This window comes from Burkholderiales bacterium, assembly GCA_015075645.1.
In the GTDB taxonomy this organism is placed as follows: domain Bacteria; phylum Pseudomonadota; class Gammaproteobacteria; order Burkholderiales; family Casimicrobiaceae; genus VBCG01.
On record JABTUF010000004.1, the window covers coordinates 655,986 to 673,444 of the forward strand.

At 70.8% G+C, this 17,459-nt stretch carries 13 protein-coding genes; 9 read left to right on the forward strand and 4 right to left on the reverse strand.

Translation table 11 applies throughout. From position 1 onward, the window contains the following. The first annotated feature begins 256 nt into the window (after positions 1–256). From HS109_13230 to HS109_13240, 3 genes are all read left to right on the forward strand, one after another. Positions 257–3,550: a cobalamin B12-binding domain-containing protein gene (locus HS109_13230; protein ID MBE7523332.1), complete on the forward strand. Its 3,294-nt coding sequence runs from the start codon at positions 257–259 to the stop codon at positions 3,548–3,550. 112 nt (positions 3,551–3,662) lie between these two features. Then, a complete protein-coding gene (locus HS109_13235) occupies positions 3,663–5,369 on the forward strand; it encodes an AMP-binding protein (protein ID MBE7523333.1) in 1,707 nt (568 codons plus the stop codon). An 87-nt stretch (positions 5,370–5,456) separates the two neighbouring features. Next, on the forward strand, positions 5,457–7,277 hold the full coding sequence (locus HS109_13240; GenBank protein ID MBE7523334.1) for a diguanylate cyclase: 1,821 nt from the start codon (positions 5,457–5,459) through the stop codon (positions 7,275–7,277). A gap of 31 nt (positions 7,278–7,308) precedes the next feature. Here HS109_13240 and HS109_13245 read toward each other — a convergent pair whose 3' ends face one another. Continuing rightward, positions 7,309–7,734: an Lrp/AsnC family transcriptional regulator gene (locus HS109_13245; protein ID MBE7523335.1), complete on the reverse strand. Its 426-nt coding sequence runs from the start codon at positions 7,732–7,734 to the stop codon at positions 7,309–7,311. Positions 7,735–7,856: 122 nt separating this feature from the next. Between HS109_13245 and HS109_13250 the strand changes: the two genes are divergently transcribed. Then, positions 7,857–8,957, forward strand: coding sequence for an ornithine cyclodeaminase (locus HS109_13250; protein MBE7523336.1), 1,101 nt, complete (start codon positions 7,857–7,859; stop codon positions 8,955–8,957). A gap of 66 nt (positions 8,958–9,023) precedes the next feature. Here the strand turns inward: HS109_13250 and HS109_13255 are convergent, their stop codons facing one another. Beyond that, the gene (locus HS109_13255) at positions 9,024–10,034 is read right to left on the reverse strand and encodes an endonuclease/exonuclease/phosphatase family protein (protein MBE7523337.1); all 1,011 of its coding nucleotides are present in this window, start codon (positions 10,032–10,034) and stop codon (positions 9,024–9,026) included. Next, on the reverse strand, positions 10,031–11,125 hold the full coding sequence (locus HS109_13260) for a 5-methyltetrahydropteroyltriglutamate--homocysteine S-methyltransferase (protein ID MBE7523338.1): 1,095 nt from the start codon (positions 11,123–11,125) through the stop codon (positions 10,031–10,033). Before HS109_13260 ends, HS109_13255 begins: the two co-directional genes overlap by 4 nt. A 163-nt stretch (positions 11,126–11,288) precedes the next feature. On the opposite strand from HS109_13260, the gene HS109_13265 reads away from it, so the two are divergent. After that, on the forward strand, positions 11,289–12,485 hold the full coding sequence (locus tag HS109_13265; GenBank protein MBE7523339.1) for an amidohydrolase: 1,197 nt from the start codon (positions 11,289–11,291) through the stop codon (positions 12,483–12,485). Positions 12,486–12,576: 91 nt separating this feature from the next. Then, positions 12,577–13,413 carry a hypothetical protein gene (locus HS109_13270; protein ID MBE7523340.1) on the forward strand — a complete coding sequence of 279 codons (837 nt, stop codon included), beginning with the start codon at positions 12,577–12,579 and terminating at the stop codon, positions 13,411–13,413. Positions 13,414–13,435: 22 nt separating this feature from the next. On the opposite strand, the gene HS109_13275 is transcribed toward HS109_13270, so the two are convergent. After that, positions 13,436–15,043, reverse strand: a complete 1,608-nt coding sequence (locus HS109_13275; GenBank protein MBE7523341.1) for a hypothetical protein — start codon at positions 15,041–15,043, stop codon at positions 13,436–13,438. Between the two features lie 138 nt (positions 15,044–15,181). On the opposite strand from HS109_13275, the gene HS109_13280 reads away from it, so the two are divergent. The 3 genes from HS109_13280 to HS109_13290 form a co-directional block, all read left to right on the forward strand. Continuing rightward, entirely contained in the window at positions 15,182–15,982 is an 801-nt protein-coding gene (locus HS109_13280) for an ABC transporter substrate-binding protein (GenBank protein ID MBE7523342.1), read from the forward strand. Positions 15,983–16,000: 18 nt separating this feature from the next. Then, positions 16,001–16,987, forward strand: a complete 987-nt coding sequence (locus tag HS109_13285) for an oxidoreductase (GenBank protein MBE7523343.1) — start codon at positions 16,001–16,003, stop codon at positions 16,985–16,987. Positions 16,988–17,129: 142 nt separating this feature from the next. Continuing rightward, a partial coding sequence (locus HS109_13290; protein MBE7523344.1) for a monovalent cation/H+ antiporter subunit A occupies positions 17,130–17,459 on the forward strand: 330 nt, incomplete at its 3' end.

Consider the following 17,459-nt stretch of genomic DNA (forward strand, 5'->3'; position numbering starts at 1 on the left):
GCGTTTCCTGGCGGGCAGCCGCTACTCTACCGCGCGGGCTGCGAACCCCCTGGCGCCGGGTGCGCGTCGTACCCTGCGGAGGGCGAACCGTGCGCCCGGGGCGCCCTCCGCTTGACGTTAACGTAAACGTAACGCAAAGTCCGCCCTCGCGGCCCCGGGACGACCCCCGGCGCCTCGCGCCGGCCCGTCCGGTAAGCTTTCCCCTGTCCCGGCGCGGCGGCCGATCGCCCCGCGCGCAGCGAAGCCGAGGTTGCCGATGAACGACCTGTCGATCGCCCAGAAGCCGCTCGTCACGAGACCGACGCACAAGGTGCGCTTCGTCACCGCCGCGTCGCTCTTCGACGGCCACGACGCGTCGATCAACATCATGCGGCGCATCCTGCAGGCGTCGGGCTGCGAGGTGATCCACCTCGGGCACAACCGCTCGGTCGAGGAGATCGTCGACACCGCGCTGCAGGAGGACGCGCACGGCATCGCGATCTCCTCCTACCAGGGCGGGCACGTCGAGTACTTCAAGTACATGATCGACCTCTTGCGTGAGCGCGGAGCGGGCCATGTCAAGGTGTTCGGCGGCGGCGGCGGCGTGATCGTCCCCTCGGAGATCCACGAGCTGCACGAGTACGGCGTCGCGCGCATCTTCTCGCCCGAGGATGGGCAGAAGCTCGGCCTGCAGGGCATGATCAACGAGATCGTCGCAGCCTGCGACGTCGACCTTGCGAAGGACCTGCCGGCGAGCCTCGATGCGCTCGCCTCGTCCGACCGTTTCGAGCGCACGCGCACGCTCGCACGGCTCATTTCGGGACTCGAAGCCGGCGTGGTGCCCGCGAAGACGCGCGACGCGATCCTCGCCGCGGCGGCGAAGTCGACCGCCCCGGTGCTAGGCGTCACCGGCACCGGCGGCGCGGGCAAGAGCTCGCTCACCGACGAGCTGATCCGCCGGCTGCGGCTCGACCAGGATGACCGGCTGCAGGTCGCCGTGATCTCGATCGACCCGTCGCGGCGCAAGTCCGGCGGCGCGCTCCTGGGCGACCGCATCCGGATGAACGCGATCGGGCCCTGGGGCAAGGGCCCTCGCGTCTACATGCGCAGCCTCGCCACGCGCGACACCGGCAGCGAAGTCAGCGCCGCGCTGCCCGACGTGATCGCCGCGTGCCGCTGCGCCGGCTTCGACCTGGTGATCGTCGAAACCTCGGGCATCGGCCAGGGCGACGCCGCGATCGTGCCGCTGGTGGACGTGCCGCTGTACGTGATGACGCCCGAATACGGCGCGGCCAGCCAGCTCGAGAAGATCGACATGCTCGACTTCGCCGAGTTCGTCGCGATCAACAAGTTCGATCGCAAGGGCGCCGCCGATGCGCTGCGCGATGTGGCCAAGCAGGTGCAGCGCAACCGCCAGGCGTTCAAGCAGCCGCCCGATGCGATGCCGGTGTTCGGCACCATGGCCAGTCGCTTCAACGACGACGGCGTGACCGCGCTCTATCAAGCGCTGAAGCCGCGCCTGGCCGCGCTCGGCCTGCCGCTGGCCGAAGGCCGGCTGCCGCCGGTGGCCACGCGGCACAGCACGCACCAGCACCCGGTGGTGCCGGCGGCGCGCGTACGCTACCTGGCCGACATCGCCGATACCGTGCGCGGCTACAAGCGCCGCGCGCGCGCGCAGGCGTTGCTGGCGCGCGAGGTGCAGCAGCTGCGCGAGAGCGCGCGCATGCTGCATGAGGCCGACCCGGAACGCAGCGGCGCGAAGAACACCGTGCTCGCACTGGCCGACGAGCGCGACGCCAAGCTCGACGCCGGCGCCAAGAAGCTGCTCGCGATGTGGCCCGAGACGCTGAAGGCCTACGCCGGCGACGACTACGTGGTGAAGATCCGCGACAAGGAGATCCGCACGCGGCTGGTGCACACCACACTGTCGGGCAACAAGATCCGCAAGGTGGCGCTGCCGCCGTACGAAGACCACGGCGAGCTGCTGAAATGGCTGCTGCTCGAGAACGTGCCCGGCAGCTTCCCGTACACCGCCGGCGTGTTCGCGTTCAAGCGCGAGAACGAAGACCCGACGCGAATGTTCGCCGGCGAAGGCGACGCCTTCCGCACCAACCGGCGCTTCAAGCTGGTCAGCGAAGGCATGCCGGCCAAGCGGCTGTCGACCGCGTTCGACTCGGTCACGCTGTATGGCGCCGACCCCGACCCACGCCCCGACATCTACGGCAAGGTGGGCAACTCCGGCGTCAGCATCGCCACGCTCGACGACCTGAAGGTGCTGTACTCGGGCTTCGACCTGTGCGCACCCAACACCTCGGTCAGCATGACGATCAACGGCCCCGCGCCGACGATCCTGGCGATGTTCATGAACGCCGCGATCGACCAGCAGATGGAGAAGTTCCGCGCCGACAACGGCCGCGAGCCGACCGACACCGAGATCGCCAAGATCCGCGAGTGGACGCTGGCCAACGTGCGCGGCACCGTGCAGGCCGACATCCTGAAGGAAGACCAGGGCCAGAACACCTGCATCTTCTCCACCGAGTTCAGCCTCAAGGTGATGGGCGACATCGCCGAGTACTTCGTGCACCACAACGTGCGCAACTTCTACTCGGTGAGCATCAGCGGCTACCACATCGCCGAGGCCGGCGCCAACCCGATCAGCCAGCTCGCGTTCACGCTCAGCAACGGCTTCACCTTCGTCGAGGCGTACCTCGCGCGCGGCATGCACATCGACGACTTCGCGCCGAACCTGAGCTTCTTCTTCTCCAACGGCATGGACCCGGAGTACACCGTGCTCGGCCGCGTCGCGCGCCGCATCTGGGCGGTGGCGATGAAGGAGCGCTACGGCGCCAACGAGCGCAGCCAGAAGCTGAAGTACCACTGCCAGACCAGCGGCCGCAGCCTGCACGCGCAGGAGATCGCTTTCAACGACATCCGCACCACGCTGCAGGCACTGATCGCCACCTACGACAACGCCAACAGCCTGCACACCAACGCCTACGACGAGGCGATCACCACCCCCACCGAGGAGAGCGTACGCCGCGCGATGGCGATCCAGCTGGTCATCAACCGCGAGTGGGGTCTGGCGAAGAACGAGAACCCGAACCAGGGCGCGTTCGTCATCGACGAGCTGACCGAGCTGGTGGAGGAGGCGGTGCTCGCCGAGTTCGAGCGCATCGCCGAGCGCGGCGGCGTGCTCGGCGCGATGGAAACCGGCTACCAGCGCAGCAAGATCCAGGAGGAGTCGCTGCACTACGAGATGCTCAAGCACACCGGCGAATACCCGATCATCGGCGTCAACACCTTCCGCAACCCGGCGGGCGACCCGGTGCCCGAAGCCATCGAGCTGGCGCGCTCGACCGAAGACGAGAAGCAGTCGCAGCTGAGGCGGCTGCACGAGTTCCACCAGCGCCATGCCGGCGAGGCGCCGGCGATGCTCAAGCGCCTGCAGCAGGCGGTGATCGACAACCGCAACGTCTTCGAGGTCTTGATGGCCGCCGTACGCTGCTGCTCGCTCGGCCAGATCACCGCGGCGCTGTTCGAAGTGGGTGGCCAGTACCGCAGAAGCATGTGATGGCCGAGCAAGGCGCCCGGCGCACCGGCATCGCCGGCGCCCGCCCGATCGACAACGGCGCCGCCGCTCGCGCGTCCCGCGGGCGACGACGCCTTTCTCCAGGAGAACGGCGATGAGCACTTCTTCCTCCCACGCCGCCTTCAAGGCGGCTCGCGACTTCCTGCTCGAGCACCGCAGCGACTACGCCCGGGCCTATACCGGCTTCGCGTGGCCCAGGCTCGACGAATTCAACTGGGCGCTCGACTGGTTCGACGTGATCGCGCGCGGCAACGATGCGCCGGCGCTGTGGATCGTCGAGGAAGACGGGCGACAGGAGCGCTGCACCTACGCACAGCTGTCCGAGCGCTCGAGCCGCGTCGCCAACTGGCTGCGCACGCTCGGCGTGCGCCGCGGCGAGCGCATCCTGCTGATGCTCGGCAACGAGCGGCCGCTGTGGGAGGCGATGCTCGCGGCGATGAAGCTCGGCGCGGTGGTGGTGCCGGCGACGACGCTGCTCACCGAGGACGACCTGCGCGACCGCTTCGACCGCGGCCAGGTGAGGCACGTGATCGCCAACGCGGCGCACGCGCCGAAGTTCGCCGCGCTCGGCGGCGGCTTCACGCGCATCGCGGTGGGGGCGACGGCCGGTACCACGCCGCAGGGCTGGCAGCGCTTCGACGACGCCTACGCGGCCAGCGCCGACTTTTCGGCCGACGCGCCGACTCTGGCGAGCGACCCGCTGCTGCTGTACTTCACGTCGGGCACCACCAGCAAGCCCAAGCTGGTGCCGCACTCGCACGAGACCTACCCGGCGGGCCACCTGTCGACGATGTACTGGATCGGCCTGCAGCCCGGCGACGTGCACCTGAACATCTCGTCGCCCGGCTGGGCCAAGCACGCGTGGAGCTGCTTCTTCGCGCCGTTCAACGCGCAGGCGTGCGTGTTCATCTACAACTACGCGCGCTTCAACGCCGACGCGCTGCTCGGCGTGCTGCAGCAGCACGGCGTCAGCGTGATGTGCGCACCGCCCACCGTGTGGCGCATGCTGATCCAGGCCGACCTCGCGCGCTGGCAGGGCCTGAAGCTGCGCGAGCTGGTCGGTGCCGGCGAGCCGCTGAACCCCGAGGTGATCGAGCGCGTGCGCGCCGCCTGGGGCATCACGATCCGCGACGGCTACGGCCAGACCGAGACGAGCTGCCAGATCGGCAACAGCCCGGGCCAGCCGCTGAAGGAAGGCAGCATGGGCCGGCCGCTGCCCGGCTTCGCGATCGAGCTGATCGACGCCGACGGCCGCCCGGCCGACGAAGGCGAGGTCTGCCTGAAGCTCGACCCGCGCCCCACCGGCCTGATGCTGGGCTACGCCGGCGACGCCGAGAAGACCGCCGAGGTGATGCGCGACGGCCGCTACCGCACCGGCGACGTCGCGCAGCGCGACGCCGACGGCTATATCACCTACGTCGGCCGCGCCGACGACGTGTTCAAGGCGTCCGACTACCGCATCAGCCCGTTCGAGCTCGAATCGGTGCTGATCGAGCACCCGGCGGTGGCCGAAGCCGCGGTGGTGCCAAGCCCCGACCCGCTGCGCCTGGCGGTGCCGAAGGCGTTCATCGCGCTGCGCGCCGGCCACACGGCGAACCAGGAGCTGGCCAAGGACATCCTCGCGTTCTGCCGCGACAAGCTGGCGCCGTACAAGCGCATCCGCCGCATCGAGTTCGCCGAACTGCCCAAGACCATCTCCGGCAAGATCCGCCGCGCCGAGCTGCGCAAGGCCGAGGCGGCGCAGCGCGCCGAGGGCACGCGCGTGGCCGGCGAGTTTTTCGAGGACGACTGGAAAGACTGAGCACGGCGACCGAAAGTCGCCGCGGCGTGCAGCGTTGCACGTCTGTGCGGGGTGGCGCGCGCCGCACGCCGATTCGATAATCGCCGCATGTTGCGCCGTGCGGAATCTGCCGCCTCCAGCAAGGGCCTGCGGCTGGCGCGCAAGGCCTGGCAACTGCTGCACCAGGACGCCCCGCGCTCGATCGAGTGCGCACGCCGCGCGCTCGCGCAGGCGGTGGCCGAGCGCGACGTGCCTGGCCAGGCCTGGGCCCGCCTGGCGATCGGCTACCACCTGCTGTACTTCGGCACGCCGGCCCAGGCGGCGCCGGAGCTCACCGCTGCGCAGCGGCTGTTCGATTCGTTCGGCGAGCGCGCCGGCCACATCCTGGCCGGCGCCGGACTGGCACGCGGCCTGTGGCGCGAGGGGCGCTTCGCGGCCGCAATCGACCACGTGCTGCCGCTGCGCGAAGAGGGCCTCTCGGTGTTGCAGCACGAGCAGCGCGGCGTGCTGCTGAACACCATCGCCGGCTGCTATTCGGCGCAGGGCCGCTCGGAACAGGCCTTCGCCTACATGTACCAGGCGCTGCGCGACTCCGGGCCCACGCACGGGCACGGTTTCGACGCCGTACTGCATTGCAATCTCGCGCACGAGCTGCTGCAGATCGGCGACTACCACGAGGCGCTGCGCCACCTCGATCAGGGTATCGCGCGCTGCCATGCGCTGCGCAACCCGCGCCTGCTCGGCGTGCTGCTGGTCAACCGCGTGATCTGCCTGACCGAGCTCGGCCGCGCGCAAGAGGCCATGCTCGACGTGCTGCGCGTGCGCGAGCTGCCCACCGGCGTGGACGGCCGCGGCACGATGGGCGCCAGCTTCGAGACGCTGGCCATCGCCGCGCTGCGCGCCGGCGAGCTCGCCGCCGGCCGCGAGCTGGTCGAACTGGCGCGTCGGGCGCCGCATGCCGACATCCCCGACGAGCATGTGGAGCTCGCGGTGGCCGGCGCGCTGCTGGCCGGCCTGGAGGGCCGCTGGGTCGACGCGCTGCGCGAGCTCGATCCGGTGCTGGCGCAGGTCAGCGCCGACGATGGCGAGGCCGCCGAAGGCCTCAGCCTGCGCGTGCGCTGCCTGTACCTGCAGATCCGCGCCGAGATCCTCGAGCACCTCGGCGACACCGTGCAGGCGCTGGCACAGCTGCGCCTGTGGCAGCAGTTGCACGTGGCGCGCGCGCACCTCGCCTCGCGGGCGCGCTACCAGGCGGCGGCGCTGCAGACCGAGCTGATGCGGCTGCAGCACAAGCTCGACGAGCAGGCGTCCGAGCGCCGCGCCACCGAGCGCGCACGGGCCGAACTCGAAGCGGCCAATGCGCAGTTGTCGCGCAAGATCGCCGAGGTCGAGTCGCTGCAGGCCGCGCTGAAGGAGCAGGCGGTGCGCGACGCCCTCACCGGCCTGTTCAACCGGCGCTACCTGAACGAAACCCTGCCCACCGCGTTCGCGCTGGCGCAGCGCGAACACCAGCCGCTCGCGGTCGCGGTGATCGACTTCGACCACTTCAAGGCGGTGAACGACCGCTACGGCCATACCGCCGGCGACACGCTGCTGGCCGCTTTCGGGCAGCTGCTGGCGTCGCACTGCCGCAAGAGCGACGTGGCCTGCCGCTACGGCGGCGAAGAGTTCTGTCTGCTGATGCCGCGCACCGATGCCGCCACCGCGCGGCGCAAGGTGGCCGCGCTGCTGGCACTGTGGCAGCAGCAACGGTTCGAGCTCGACGCCGAGATGGTGTCGGGTTTGAGCTTCTCGGCCGGCGTGTCCGACTCCAAGCGCGCGCCGCTGTCGCCGCAGATGCTGCTCGAGCACGCCGACCAGCAACTGCTCGCGGCCAAGCACGCCGGCCGCTGCCGCGTGCTGGCCGACAGCGCGCTCGCCGCGCCCTGACACCCCGGCGCCGAAGGCGCTTCGGAGGGCCTCAACTGGCTTTGTACGTCGTCAGGTGGATGCTGGTCTCGGTGGCGCCGATGCCCTTGATCAGCCGCAGCCGCTCGAGCACCTGGCCGAGCTCGGTGAGATTCGACGAGCGGATCTCGGCCAGAAGATCCCAGCGGCCGTTGGTGTCGTGCACCGCGGCCACGCCGGGCTCGCCGAGCAGCGCGGCGATCACCTTGCGCATCTGGTTGCCTTCGACCGCGATGCTGGTCCACGCCTTGATCTCGTTGGGCTGCGTGTCGGGTTTGAGCCGCACCGTGTAGCCGGTGATCACGCCGCTGTCTTCGAGCCGCGTGATGCGGTTCTTCACCGTGCCGCGCGACACGCCGAGCTGGTGCGCCAGCGTGGCCACCGTGCTGCGCGCGTTGCTGCGCAGCAGGCCGACCAGCCGGTGGTCGAGCGAGTCCATGCAGCAAAGTGTCAATGCACCCTGCCGAAATGTCAACTAACCGCGCGATTCGATGCGTTGTTGATGCTTTTGCTTGAACGCGGTCGCTCGAACAATGCGACCAAAGGAACCGGCTGCATCCGATGAACACCCTGCTGCTCAGCCCCCGCGACGTGGCGCAGATCGTGCGCGCGCAAGGCGTGGCCGGTGCGCTGCGCCGTCTGTCCGACGCCATCGAGGCCGACTTCCGCCGCTGGCACGCGTTCGACAAGAGCGCGCGCGTGGCCAGCCACTCGCGCGACGGCGTGATCGAGCTGATGCCGATCGCCGATGCCACGCGCTACAGCTTCAAGTACGTTAACGGCCACCCGGCCAACACCCGCGCCGGCCTGCCCACCGTGATGGCGTTCGGCGTGCTCGCCGACGTCGCCACCGGCGCGCCGCTGCTGCTCAGCGAGCTGACGCTGACCACCGCGCTGCGCACCGCCGCCACCTCGGCGCTCGCGGCGCGCGTGATGGCGCGGCCGGGCTGCCGCACGATGGCCCTGATCGGCAACGGCGCGCAGGCCGAGTTCCAGGCGCTGGCGTTCCACCACCTGCTGGGCGTGCGCGAGATCCGCCTGTTCGACATCGACCCCGCCGCCACCGCGAAGCTGCAGCGCAACCTGCGCCACATGAGCGGCCTCGCGCTGACGCCGTGCGCCAGCGCGGCCGATGCGGCGCGTGAGGCCGACATCGTCACCACCGCCACCGCCGACAAGACGCGCGCCACCATCGTCACGCCGGACATGCTGGCGCCCGGCGCGCACGTCAACGCCGTCGGCGGCGATTGCCCGGGCAAGACCGAGCTGCACCCCGACGTGCTGCGCCAGGCGCACGTGGTGGTCGAGTACGAGCCGCAGACGCGCCTGGAGGGCGACATCCAGCAGCTGCCGCCGTCGTTCGCGGTCACCGAGCTGTGGCAGGTGCTGGCGGGCGCGGCGCCGGGCCGGCGCGACGATCGCCGCTGGACGGTGTTCGACTCGGTCGGCTTCGCGCTCGAGGATTTCGCGGCGCTGCGCTGGCTGCACGCGAGCGCGCTCGAACTCGGCCTCGGCACGCCGACGCATCTGGTGCCGACGCAGCGCGACCCGAAAGACCTGTTCGGTCTGCTCGCGCCGGCTGCATCGGCAAGCGCGGTGCCGCCAGCCGCCCCCGCGCGCGATACGACGGCGGGAGCCCGCGCGCTCGGTGCCGTGGCCTGAAGGCTGCTGCCGCAGGCTCGCGGCCGGTGGCGATCTCAGGCCGCTCGCAGGCGCGGCCTGTGGTGTTCAGCCCGGCGGCAACCGCAGTCGCAGCAGCGCGCGCACGAAGCCGTGGTCGCTGCGCCAGCGCTCGCGGCCCTCGTGCAGGTGATCGTTGAAGTACTCGACGCGACGCACGTCGCCGATCGCATGGCGCGATTCGGCCACGAACTCCTCGCTCACCCACACCTGGTCGAGCGTGTCGGGCCAGCCCTGGTAGACGTGCGAGTAGCCCAGGTCGCGCCGCAGGCCGGGCTCGGACTGCACGTCGGGCGCGTGGTACAGCGCCACGTCGCGCGCCTCGCGGTCGTGCGCCGCGGCACCGGTGGCGGCGATCAGCTGGCTGGTGGCAGCGTGCGGCGCGTCGTTCAGGTCGCCCAGCAGCAGCAGCGGCTCGCGCGTGCGCTGCAGCACGCCGATCACGATGCGGCGCAGCGCCGCGGCCTCGGCGGCGCGCATCAGCAGCGAGCGCAGCGTGGCGCGCGTGGCCACCAGCGGATCGTCGCGATCCTCGAGCGGTTCGCCGTCGTCGGTCTGCAGGAACTTCGGGCGCTTCGATTTCAGGTGCGCCACCAGCACGTGCAGCGGCTGGCCGTGCTTCAGGCGCAGCCGTGCCACCAGCACCGGGCGTTCGAAGCGCGCGTGCACGCCGAGCTCGGGCACCGTCACGCCGTCGTGCGGGTCGAACGCCGCCACGCTGTCCACCGATTCGAGCGCCAGGCGCGTCACCAGTCCGACGCGCGGCGTGCCGCTGGCGCCGTGCTCGGTGCCCGGCGCCAGCACGTGGGTGTAGCGCAGGCCGCTGCGCGCGACCGCCGCCTTCAGCGCCGCCTCGTCCCAGACCTCCTGCACGCCGAGCACGTCGGCGTTCAGCCGCTCGAACATCGCGCCCAGCCATCGCGTCTTCTGGTCGTACTCGGCGTTGCCGAGCGGCTCCTGGTTGGCGTAGAACGCGCGGCCGGGCAGCGCCAGGTTCAGCAGGTTGCCGCTGACGACCAAGCAGGTCGCCCAGCCGTTGGCGGCCGGCGCGACGGTCAACCCCACACCTCGCCGGCCACCTCGACCACGCGCTCGAGCTTGCGCCACTGGTCATCGACCGACAGCGCGTTGCCGTGGTGCGTGCTCGAGAAGCCGCATTGCGGCGACAGGCACAGGTTCTCCAGCGGCACGCAATGCGCAGCCTCGTCGATGCGGCGCTTGAGGTCGTCCTTGCTCTCCAGTGCACCGACCTTGGTGGTCACCAGGCCGAGCACCACCTTCTTGCCGCGCGGCAACCGGCGCAGCGGCTCGAAACCACCGGCGCGCGCGCTGTCGAACTCCATGAAGTAGCCGTCGACGTCGGCCGAGAACATCGCCTCGACCACCGGGTCGTAGCCGCCCTCGGCGACCCAGGCGCTCTTGAAGTTGCCGCGGCAGGTGTGGATCGTCACCGCCATGTCGGCCGGCCGGTCGCGCAGCGCGGCGTTGATGGTGTCGGCATAGCGCCGTGGCAGCGTCGACGGGTCGTCACCGTTGCGGCGGCAGTTGTCCTGGATGCGCGGGTCGCACAGGTAGGCGAACGTGATGTCGTCGAGCTGCAGGTAACGGCAGCCGGCCGCAGCCAGCTGCGCGATCGCCAGGCGATAGGCCGCGGCGACGTCGGACCAGAACGCGTCGAGCTCCGGGTACACCGCGGCATCGATCGCCGCGCGGCCGCCGCGCAGGTGCAGCATCGACGGCGACGGGATCGTCATCTTCGGCGTGCGCGCGGTGTGCGCCTTCAGGAACGCGAAGTCGTCGACCATGATCGGCGCCGGACAGCCGACGCGGCCGGTCACCGTGGCGATCGGCGGCTGCTCCTGGCCCGCCACCTTGAACTTCTCGCCTTCGTTGGCCTTGACGGTCACGCCGTCGAGCTGCGACAGGAAATCCAGGTGCCACCAGTCGCGGCGAAACTCGCCGTCGGTCACCGCCTGCAGGCCAATCTGTTCCTGGCGCCGCACCGCGTCGACGATCGCACGATCTTCGGCCTCGCGCAGCGCGGCGGCGCTCAGCTCGCCACGCTTGCAGCGCGCCCGCAGCGCGGCGAGCTCGGCCGGACGCAGCAGGCTGCCGACCTGATCGGCACGAAACGGAGGTTTGGCTGGCATCGAACAGACCCTCGCGCAACGTGGCACGGGTGCGATCTTGCACCACCGCATCGGGACGCGCCTGCGCGTGGCTGCGGCTACCATGCCGCCTGGGCGCTCGGCGCACGGCTCTGCGCCGAGCGGCGTCGATCGCACCCGACGGACACCGACCAAGGAGGCCCCGATGAACGCACCGCTGCCGCTGCCCGCGCTCGACGAGATCCGCGAGCACGAAAACGAGATGGTGGCGCTGCGGCGCCAGATCCACGCCAACCCCGAGCTGGCCTACGAAGAGCACGCCACCGCCGACCTGGTGGCCGAGCGGCTGCAGCGCTGGGGCTACGAGGTGCACCGCGGCCTCGGCGGCACCGGCGTGGTCGGCACGCTGCGCGTGGGCAACTCGCCGCGCCACGTGGGCCTGCGCGCCGACATGGACGCGCTGCCGATCGCCGAGACCAGCAACAAGCCGTGGGCGAGCAAGGTGTTCGGCAAGATGCACGCCTGCGGCCACGACGGCCACACCGCGATGCTGCTGGCCGCGGCGCGCCACCTGGCCGCGACGCGCCGCTTCGACGGCCACCTGCACCTGGTGTTCCAGCCCGCCGAGGAAGGCCAGGCCGGCGCCAAGCGCATGCTCGACGACGGCTTCCTGAAGCTGTTCCCATGCGAGGCGATGTTCGGCATGCACAACATGCCGGGCCTGCCCGAGGGGCGGTTCTCGATCGTGCCCGGCCCGGCGCTGGCCAGCTCCGACACCTGCCTGATCACCGTGCGCGGCAAGGGCGGCCACGGCGCGATGCCGCACGTGGCGGTGGACCCGGTGGTGGCCGCGTCGAGCATCGTGATGGCGCTGCAGACTGTCGTCTCGCGCAACGTGCCACCGCTGGAAATGGGCGTGGTCACCGTCGGCGCCTTCCTGGCCGGCGACGCGCCGAACGTGATCCCCGGCGAGGCCAAGCTCAGGCTCACGGTGCGCGCGTACAAGCCCGCGGTGCGCGACCTGCTGCAGCAGCGTATCACCGAGATCGCGAACACGCAGGCCGCGGTGTACGGCGCCAGCGCCGAGGTGGAATACCAGCGCCGCTACCCGATGCTGTACAACCATCCGCAGCAGAGCGCGTTCTGCCAGCGCGTGGTCACCGACTGGCTCGGTGCCGAAGGCCTGCTCGCCAACGCCGAACCGGTGACCGGAAGCGAAGACTTCGCGTTCTTCCTCGAGCAGGTGCCGGGCTGCTACGTCTTCATCGGCAACGGCGTCGGCAGCGAGGGTGGCTGCATGGTGCACAACCCGGGGTACGATTTCAACGACCGTGTGCTGCCCACCGGCGCGAGCTACTGGGTACGCATCGCCGAGACCTACCTCGATCGCCAGGCTACCTGACATCGACGTGAACCGACCACGCCGCACCCAACCCGGCAAGCTGCCCAGGCCCGGCGCGGCCAAGTCCAAGCCGGCCGACGCTCCGCCGCCGGTGACGATCACGCTGCGCAACCTCGAGATCCCGCTGCCCGAGGTGATCGAAACCACGCCGGTCGGGTTCGAGGGGTTGATCGTCTCCGATCCACAGCCGCCGCAACAGCAACCGCAGGCCGCACCCGCCGACCCTGCCGGCCCCGAGGCCGAGCGCGCGGCACAGCGCGCCGCGCGGCGTGCGCAGGTACGGCGCGATCGCATGCGCAATGCCTCCGACGCGGGCGACACGACCGGCTTCGCCACCACGCTCAGCGAGCCGGTGCTGCGCGAGCTGCCGCCCGTTGCGGCAGTGGTCGCAGCGCCCGCGACGCCCGCTGCCCAAGAAGCAGGCGATGCGGCGCCGACAGCCGCACCGGCAGCGGCCCCATCGCGCCCGACGGCTGCACTCGCTGCGGCAACACCACCGGCCGCGATCGCCGCGAGCACGCCGGCCGCAGCGCCGGCCGTGCTGGTGGTCTGTCCGGTCGATGCAGGCGCCAGCCCGCTGTGCACGCAACTCACGGCGTTCGGGTTCGCGGTACACGCGATGTCGCAGTTGCCCGAGTTGCCGGCGCCGTGGCCGTTCGCCGCTGTGTTCGTCGACCTCGCGTGGTCCGATGCCGATGGCAGCGACGGCATCGACCTGTGCAACCAGGCGCGCGAACTCGGCCGCCTGCCGGGTGAGCGCAAGCCGCTGCTGGTGCTGGTGGCGGAAAAGCTCAGCTCGACCAATCGCGTGCGCGCCGGACTCGCCGGCTGCAACGAGATCATCATCGGCGCGATCACGCGCGGCAGCGTGGCCAGCGTGCTCGACGCGCGCGGCATCGCGCTGCCCATCGACCCGCGCAACCGCTGATGAAGCGCAACCGCGGCACGAGTCAGCGCGGCCGCCCCCACACGCGCGCCAGCGCCGCCAGCCGCGCGCGCCACGGCAGACCCTCTTCGGACATCACGTCGAGAAAGTCCGACAGCCGCTTCGACTTGCCGATCGTGTACAGCGTGAGTCCGACGGTGGCGGCGAACACGACGCCGAACACCAGCACGCGCTCGAGCATCGGCGACTCGGCCATGCCCAGCAGGTTCATGCCCAGGAAGCCGGTGGTCACGGTGCCGATCAGGCCGAAGATCGTCACCACGGTCAGTCGCACCACCGTGTTGGCCTGGCGGCGCAGGCTGTCGGCCTCGAGGTAGCTGTTCATGTCGTGCATGCGCTCCTTGACCTCGGCATACAGCGCATCGGTGCCGAGATGCGTGGTGCACAGCCGGAACAGCGCGCGCACTTGCGCCTGCTCGGAGATCTCGTGGAACCAGTAGCGGTGCGTGAAGCGCAGGAACGCGGCGTACGCGTTGCGGATCGCGCGTTTGAACTGCTTCACGCTCTCGGCGTCGGCCACGTCGAGCCGCTTCAGCGCATCGACCAGACGATCGGAGAAGATCAGCAGCGCAGCCTTCTGGAAGTGCGCGATCAGGAACAGCATGAAGTGCTGGTGGCGAAACTGCGCCAGCACGCCGCGCTCGCCGCAGCGGAAGAACTCGGTCCGCGCGTCGCCCACCACCACCAGCGCGTGGCCGCAGCACAGGTAGCGCGTGCGCGGCGCGGCCCCCGAATCGGACCAGAAGCGGTCGTAGCAATGCCGCTGCTCGAAGTCGGCCAGGTGCTGCGCCGCATACGGCAGCTCGTCGTCGCCCGCGTCGGTGACCAGGCCCAGGCGCACGAAGTCGCCGCGCGTCAGCGCGGCGGGCTCGTCGACCGCGAGGTAGGCCATCAGCGGCATCCGGTAGTACTCGATCTGGCGGTAGCGCAGCGCACCGTCGAGCTCGGAATGGTCGGGCGCCAGCGGCCGCAGCAGGAACTCCCAGTGCGCGGCGATGCGCGGCGCGCGGTGCTCGCTGACGTGCGCCATGTACACCTCGCGCGCCTGCGCGTCGGAACTGGCGAGCACGCGGCCGTCGGCATCGAGCCACTCGACACCGGCCATCGCGTGCAGCGGCTGGCCGCTCGCGTCCCAGGCCGACGGGTAGCCGCGGCCGAAGCGGTACAGCACCTCCTGCGCCCGCGGCAGCGCGAGGTCGTCGGCCGCCAGCTCGACGTTCAGCAGCACGATGTCGACATCGTCGAAGAAGGTCAGATCGACGTGCACCACCTGCAGCGTCAGCGCCGCGCTGTCGACGCGCGGCAGCAGGCGCACCGCGCGCACGTCGTCGCGGCGGAACACGTGCATCGACGAATCGTGCGCCCCGCCCGCGCGGTTGCGGCCTTCGCCGTACAGGAACTGCTGCACGAACGGCAGGAAGGTGACGAACTCGTTGTAGTGCCGCTCGTGAAAGCGATTGGCCGTGCCGGTGTACTCGTCGAGCACGCGGTGCCATGGGCCGGCACCGAGCAGCTCCCACGGCCGGCGCTGCACCTCGTCGCCGCGCTGGCGCGCCACCAGCCGCAGCGGCCACAGCAGCACCTGCCGTAAATGCTGCACTTGCGGCGGCAAGGCGGCGCCGCGCGAAGCGGCCGGGCCGGTCGAAGCCGATTGCAACGCCGCATCCATGGCGCGCGAGTGTAGGCGCGCGGCGCGACGATGAGAACAGTCACGGAGCTGCAGGCTCGAAGCACCGAGAATCCACCACCCATGAGCACCCTGCCCGAGCGCATCGTCTGCCTGACCGAGGAACCCACCGAGGTGCTGTACGCGCTCGGCGAGCAGCGGCGCATCGTCGGCATCTCGGGCTTCACCGTGCGGCCACCGCGGGCGCGGCAGGAAAAACCCAAGATCAGTGCATTCACCAGCGCCAAGGTCGACAGGATCCTCGCGCTGCAGCCCGACCTGGCGATCGGCTTCTCCGACATCCAGGCCGACATCGCGGCCGCGCTGGTGAAGGCCGGCGTCGAGGTGTGGATCGCCAACCACCGCTCGGTGCCGCAGATCCTCGGCTATGTGCTGCGGCTCGGTGCGATGGTCGGTGTCGCCGATCGTGCACAACGGTATGTGGACACGCTGCGTTCGCACCTCGATGCGGTGCGCCGGGCCGCGACCGCGCTGCCGCGCCGGCCGAAGGTGTACTTCGAGGAGTGGGATTCACCCGCGATCAGCGCGATCCGCTGGGTCAGCGAGCTGATCGACATCGCCGGCGGCGACGACATCTTCCCGCAGCGCGCCGCCGCGCGCCTGGCCCGCGCACGCATCGTCGCCGACACCGACGAGATCGTGCGCGCCGCGCCCGACATCGTCATCGGCTCGTGGTGCGGCAAGAAGTTCAGGGCCGGGCAGGTGGCGGCGCGGCCCGGCTTCGCCGCGATACCCGCGGTGCGCGACGGCGAACTGCACGAGATCAAGTCGCCGCTGATCCTGCAGCCCGGGCCCGCTGCACTGACCGACGGGCTCGACGCGCTGCATGCGATCATCACGCGCTGGGCCGAACGGCACGCCTGAAGTCGAAGGAGTCCCCCGATGTTCAAAGCCATCCTGCTGTCGCAGACGGAAGACAAGAAGACCCGCGCCGAGTTGATCGATCTCGACGAATCGCGCCTGCCCGATCGCGACGTGACGGTCGACGTGGCGTACTCGACGCTGAACTACAAGGATGCACTGGCCATCACCGGCCGCGGCGCGGTGGTGCGCAGCTGGCCGCTGGTGCCGGGCATCGACCTCGCCGGCACGGTGAGTGCGAGCCGCAGCGCCGACTGGAAGGCGGGCGACCGCGTGGTCGTCACCGGCTGGGGCCTGGGCGAGAACCACTGGGGCGGCCTGGCGCAGAAGGCGCGGCTCGACGCCGGCTGGCTGCTGAGGATCCCGGCGCCGTTCGACGCGCGCTCGGCGATGACGATCGCCACCGCCGGCTTCACCGCCGCGCTGTGCGTGATGGCGCTGCAGCGCCACGGCTGCAAGCCGGGCGACGGCGAGGTGCTGGTCACCGGCGCCGCCGGCGGCGTCGGCTCGATCGCGGTGGCGCTGCTGGGCGGCATGGGCCACCGCGTGGTCGCCTCCACCGGCCGGCCGCACGAGGCCGAGTACCTGAAATCGCTGGGTGCCACGCGCATCGTCGACCGCAACGAACTCTCGCAGCCCGGCAAGCCGCTTCAGAAGGAGCTGTGGGCCGGCGCGGTCGACACCGTCGGCAGCCACACGCTGGCCAACGTGTGTGCGCAAACACGCTTCTTCGGCGCGGTGGCCGCGTGCGGCCTGGCCGGCGGCGGCGACCTGCCGACCACGGTGATGCCGTTCATCCTGCGCGGCGTCACGCTGTACGGCATCAACAGTGTGCTGGTGCCCAACGCCGAGCGCGCGAAGGCGTGGGCGCTGATGGCGCAGCACCTCGACGCGAAGAAGCTCGACGCGATGACGGTCGAGATCGGCTTGAGCGAGGCGATCGGCTACGCGCCGAAGCTGATCGACGGCCAGGTGCGCGGGCGCACCGTGGTCGATGTGCGGCGCTGACGCGGCCTCTGTGCACCGGCGATCTCGCACGCAGACTCCGCGCGCACGGCCGCGGCGCGCGCGCGCCGCGCTCCGGCAGCGCGGCCGGACCTGATCTTCGTCCTTCGCAGCGCGCCGTGGGCAGCGCTTAGACTGCCCGCCGATGTCGCTGCTCGTGCTGTTGCTGCTGCCGTTCGCCGGCTGCGCGGTCGCCGCGCTGCTGCCGACCAACGCACGCAACCTCGAATCGCTGTTCGCCGCGGCGGTGGCGCTGGCCGTCGCGCTGCCGCTGGCGTGGCTGTACCCGCAGATCGCCGCCGGCGCGGTGCTGGTCGAGCGGCTGCCGTGGCTGGGCAGCCTCGGGGTCGATCTCGTCGTGCGGCTCGATGGCTTTGCGTGGATGTTCGCCATGCTGGTCAGCGGCATGGGCCTGCTGGTGATCATCTACGCGCGCTACTACCTGTCGCCCAGCGATCCGGCGGCGCGCTTTCAC

What these genes read in the sequence shown, in the direction of transcription:
- HS109_13230 (MBE7523332.1), top strand. Translation starts at nt 257, where the DNA reads ATGAACGACCTGTCGATCGCCCAGAAGCCGCTCGTCACGAGACCGACG.
- HS109_13235 (MBE7523333.1), top strand. Translation starts at nt 3,663, where the DNA reads ATGAGCACTTCTTCCTCCCACGCCGCCTTCAAGGCGGCTCGCGACTTC.
- HS109_13240 (MBE7523334.1), top strand. Translation starts at nt 5,457, where the DNA reads ATGTTGCGCCGTGCGGAATCTGCCGCCTCCAGCAAGGGCCTGCGGCTG.
- HS109_13245 (MBE7523335.1), bottom strand. Translation starts at nt 7,734, where the DNA reads ATGGACTCGCTCGACCACCGGCTGGTCGGCCTGCTGCGCAGCAACGCG.
- HS109_13250 (MBE7523336.1), top strand. Translation starts at nt 7,857, where the DNA reads ATGAACACCCTGCTGCTCAGCCCCCGCGACGTGGCGCAGATCGTGCGC.
- HS109_13260 (MBE7523338.1), bottom strand. Translation starts at nt 11,125, where the DNA reads ATGCCAGCCAAACCTCCGTTTCGTGCCGATCAGGTCGGCAGCCTGCTG.
- HS109_13265 (MBE7523339.1), top strand. Translation starts at nt 11,289, where the DNA reads ATGAACGCACCGCTGCCGCTGCCCGCGCTCGACGAGATCCGCGAGCAC.
- HS109_13280 (MBE7523342.1), top strand. Translation starts at nt 15,182, where the DNA reads ATGAGCACCCTGCCCGAGCGCATCGTCTGCCTGACCGAGGAACCCACC.
- HS109_13285 (MBE7523343.1), top strand. Translation starts at nt 16,001, where the DNA reads ATGTTCAAAGCCATCCTGCTGTCGCAGACGGAAGACAAGAAGACCCGC.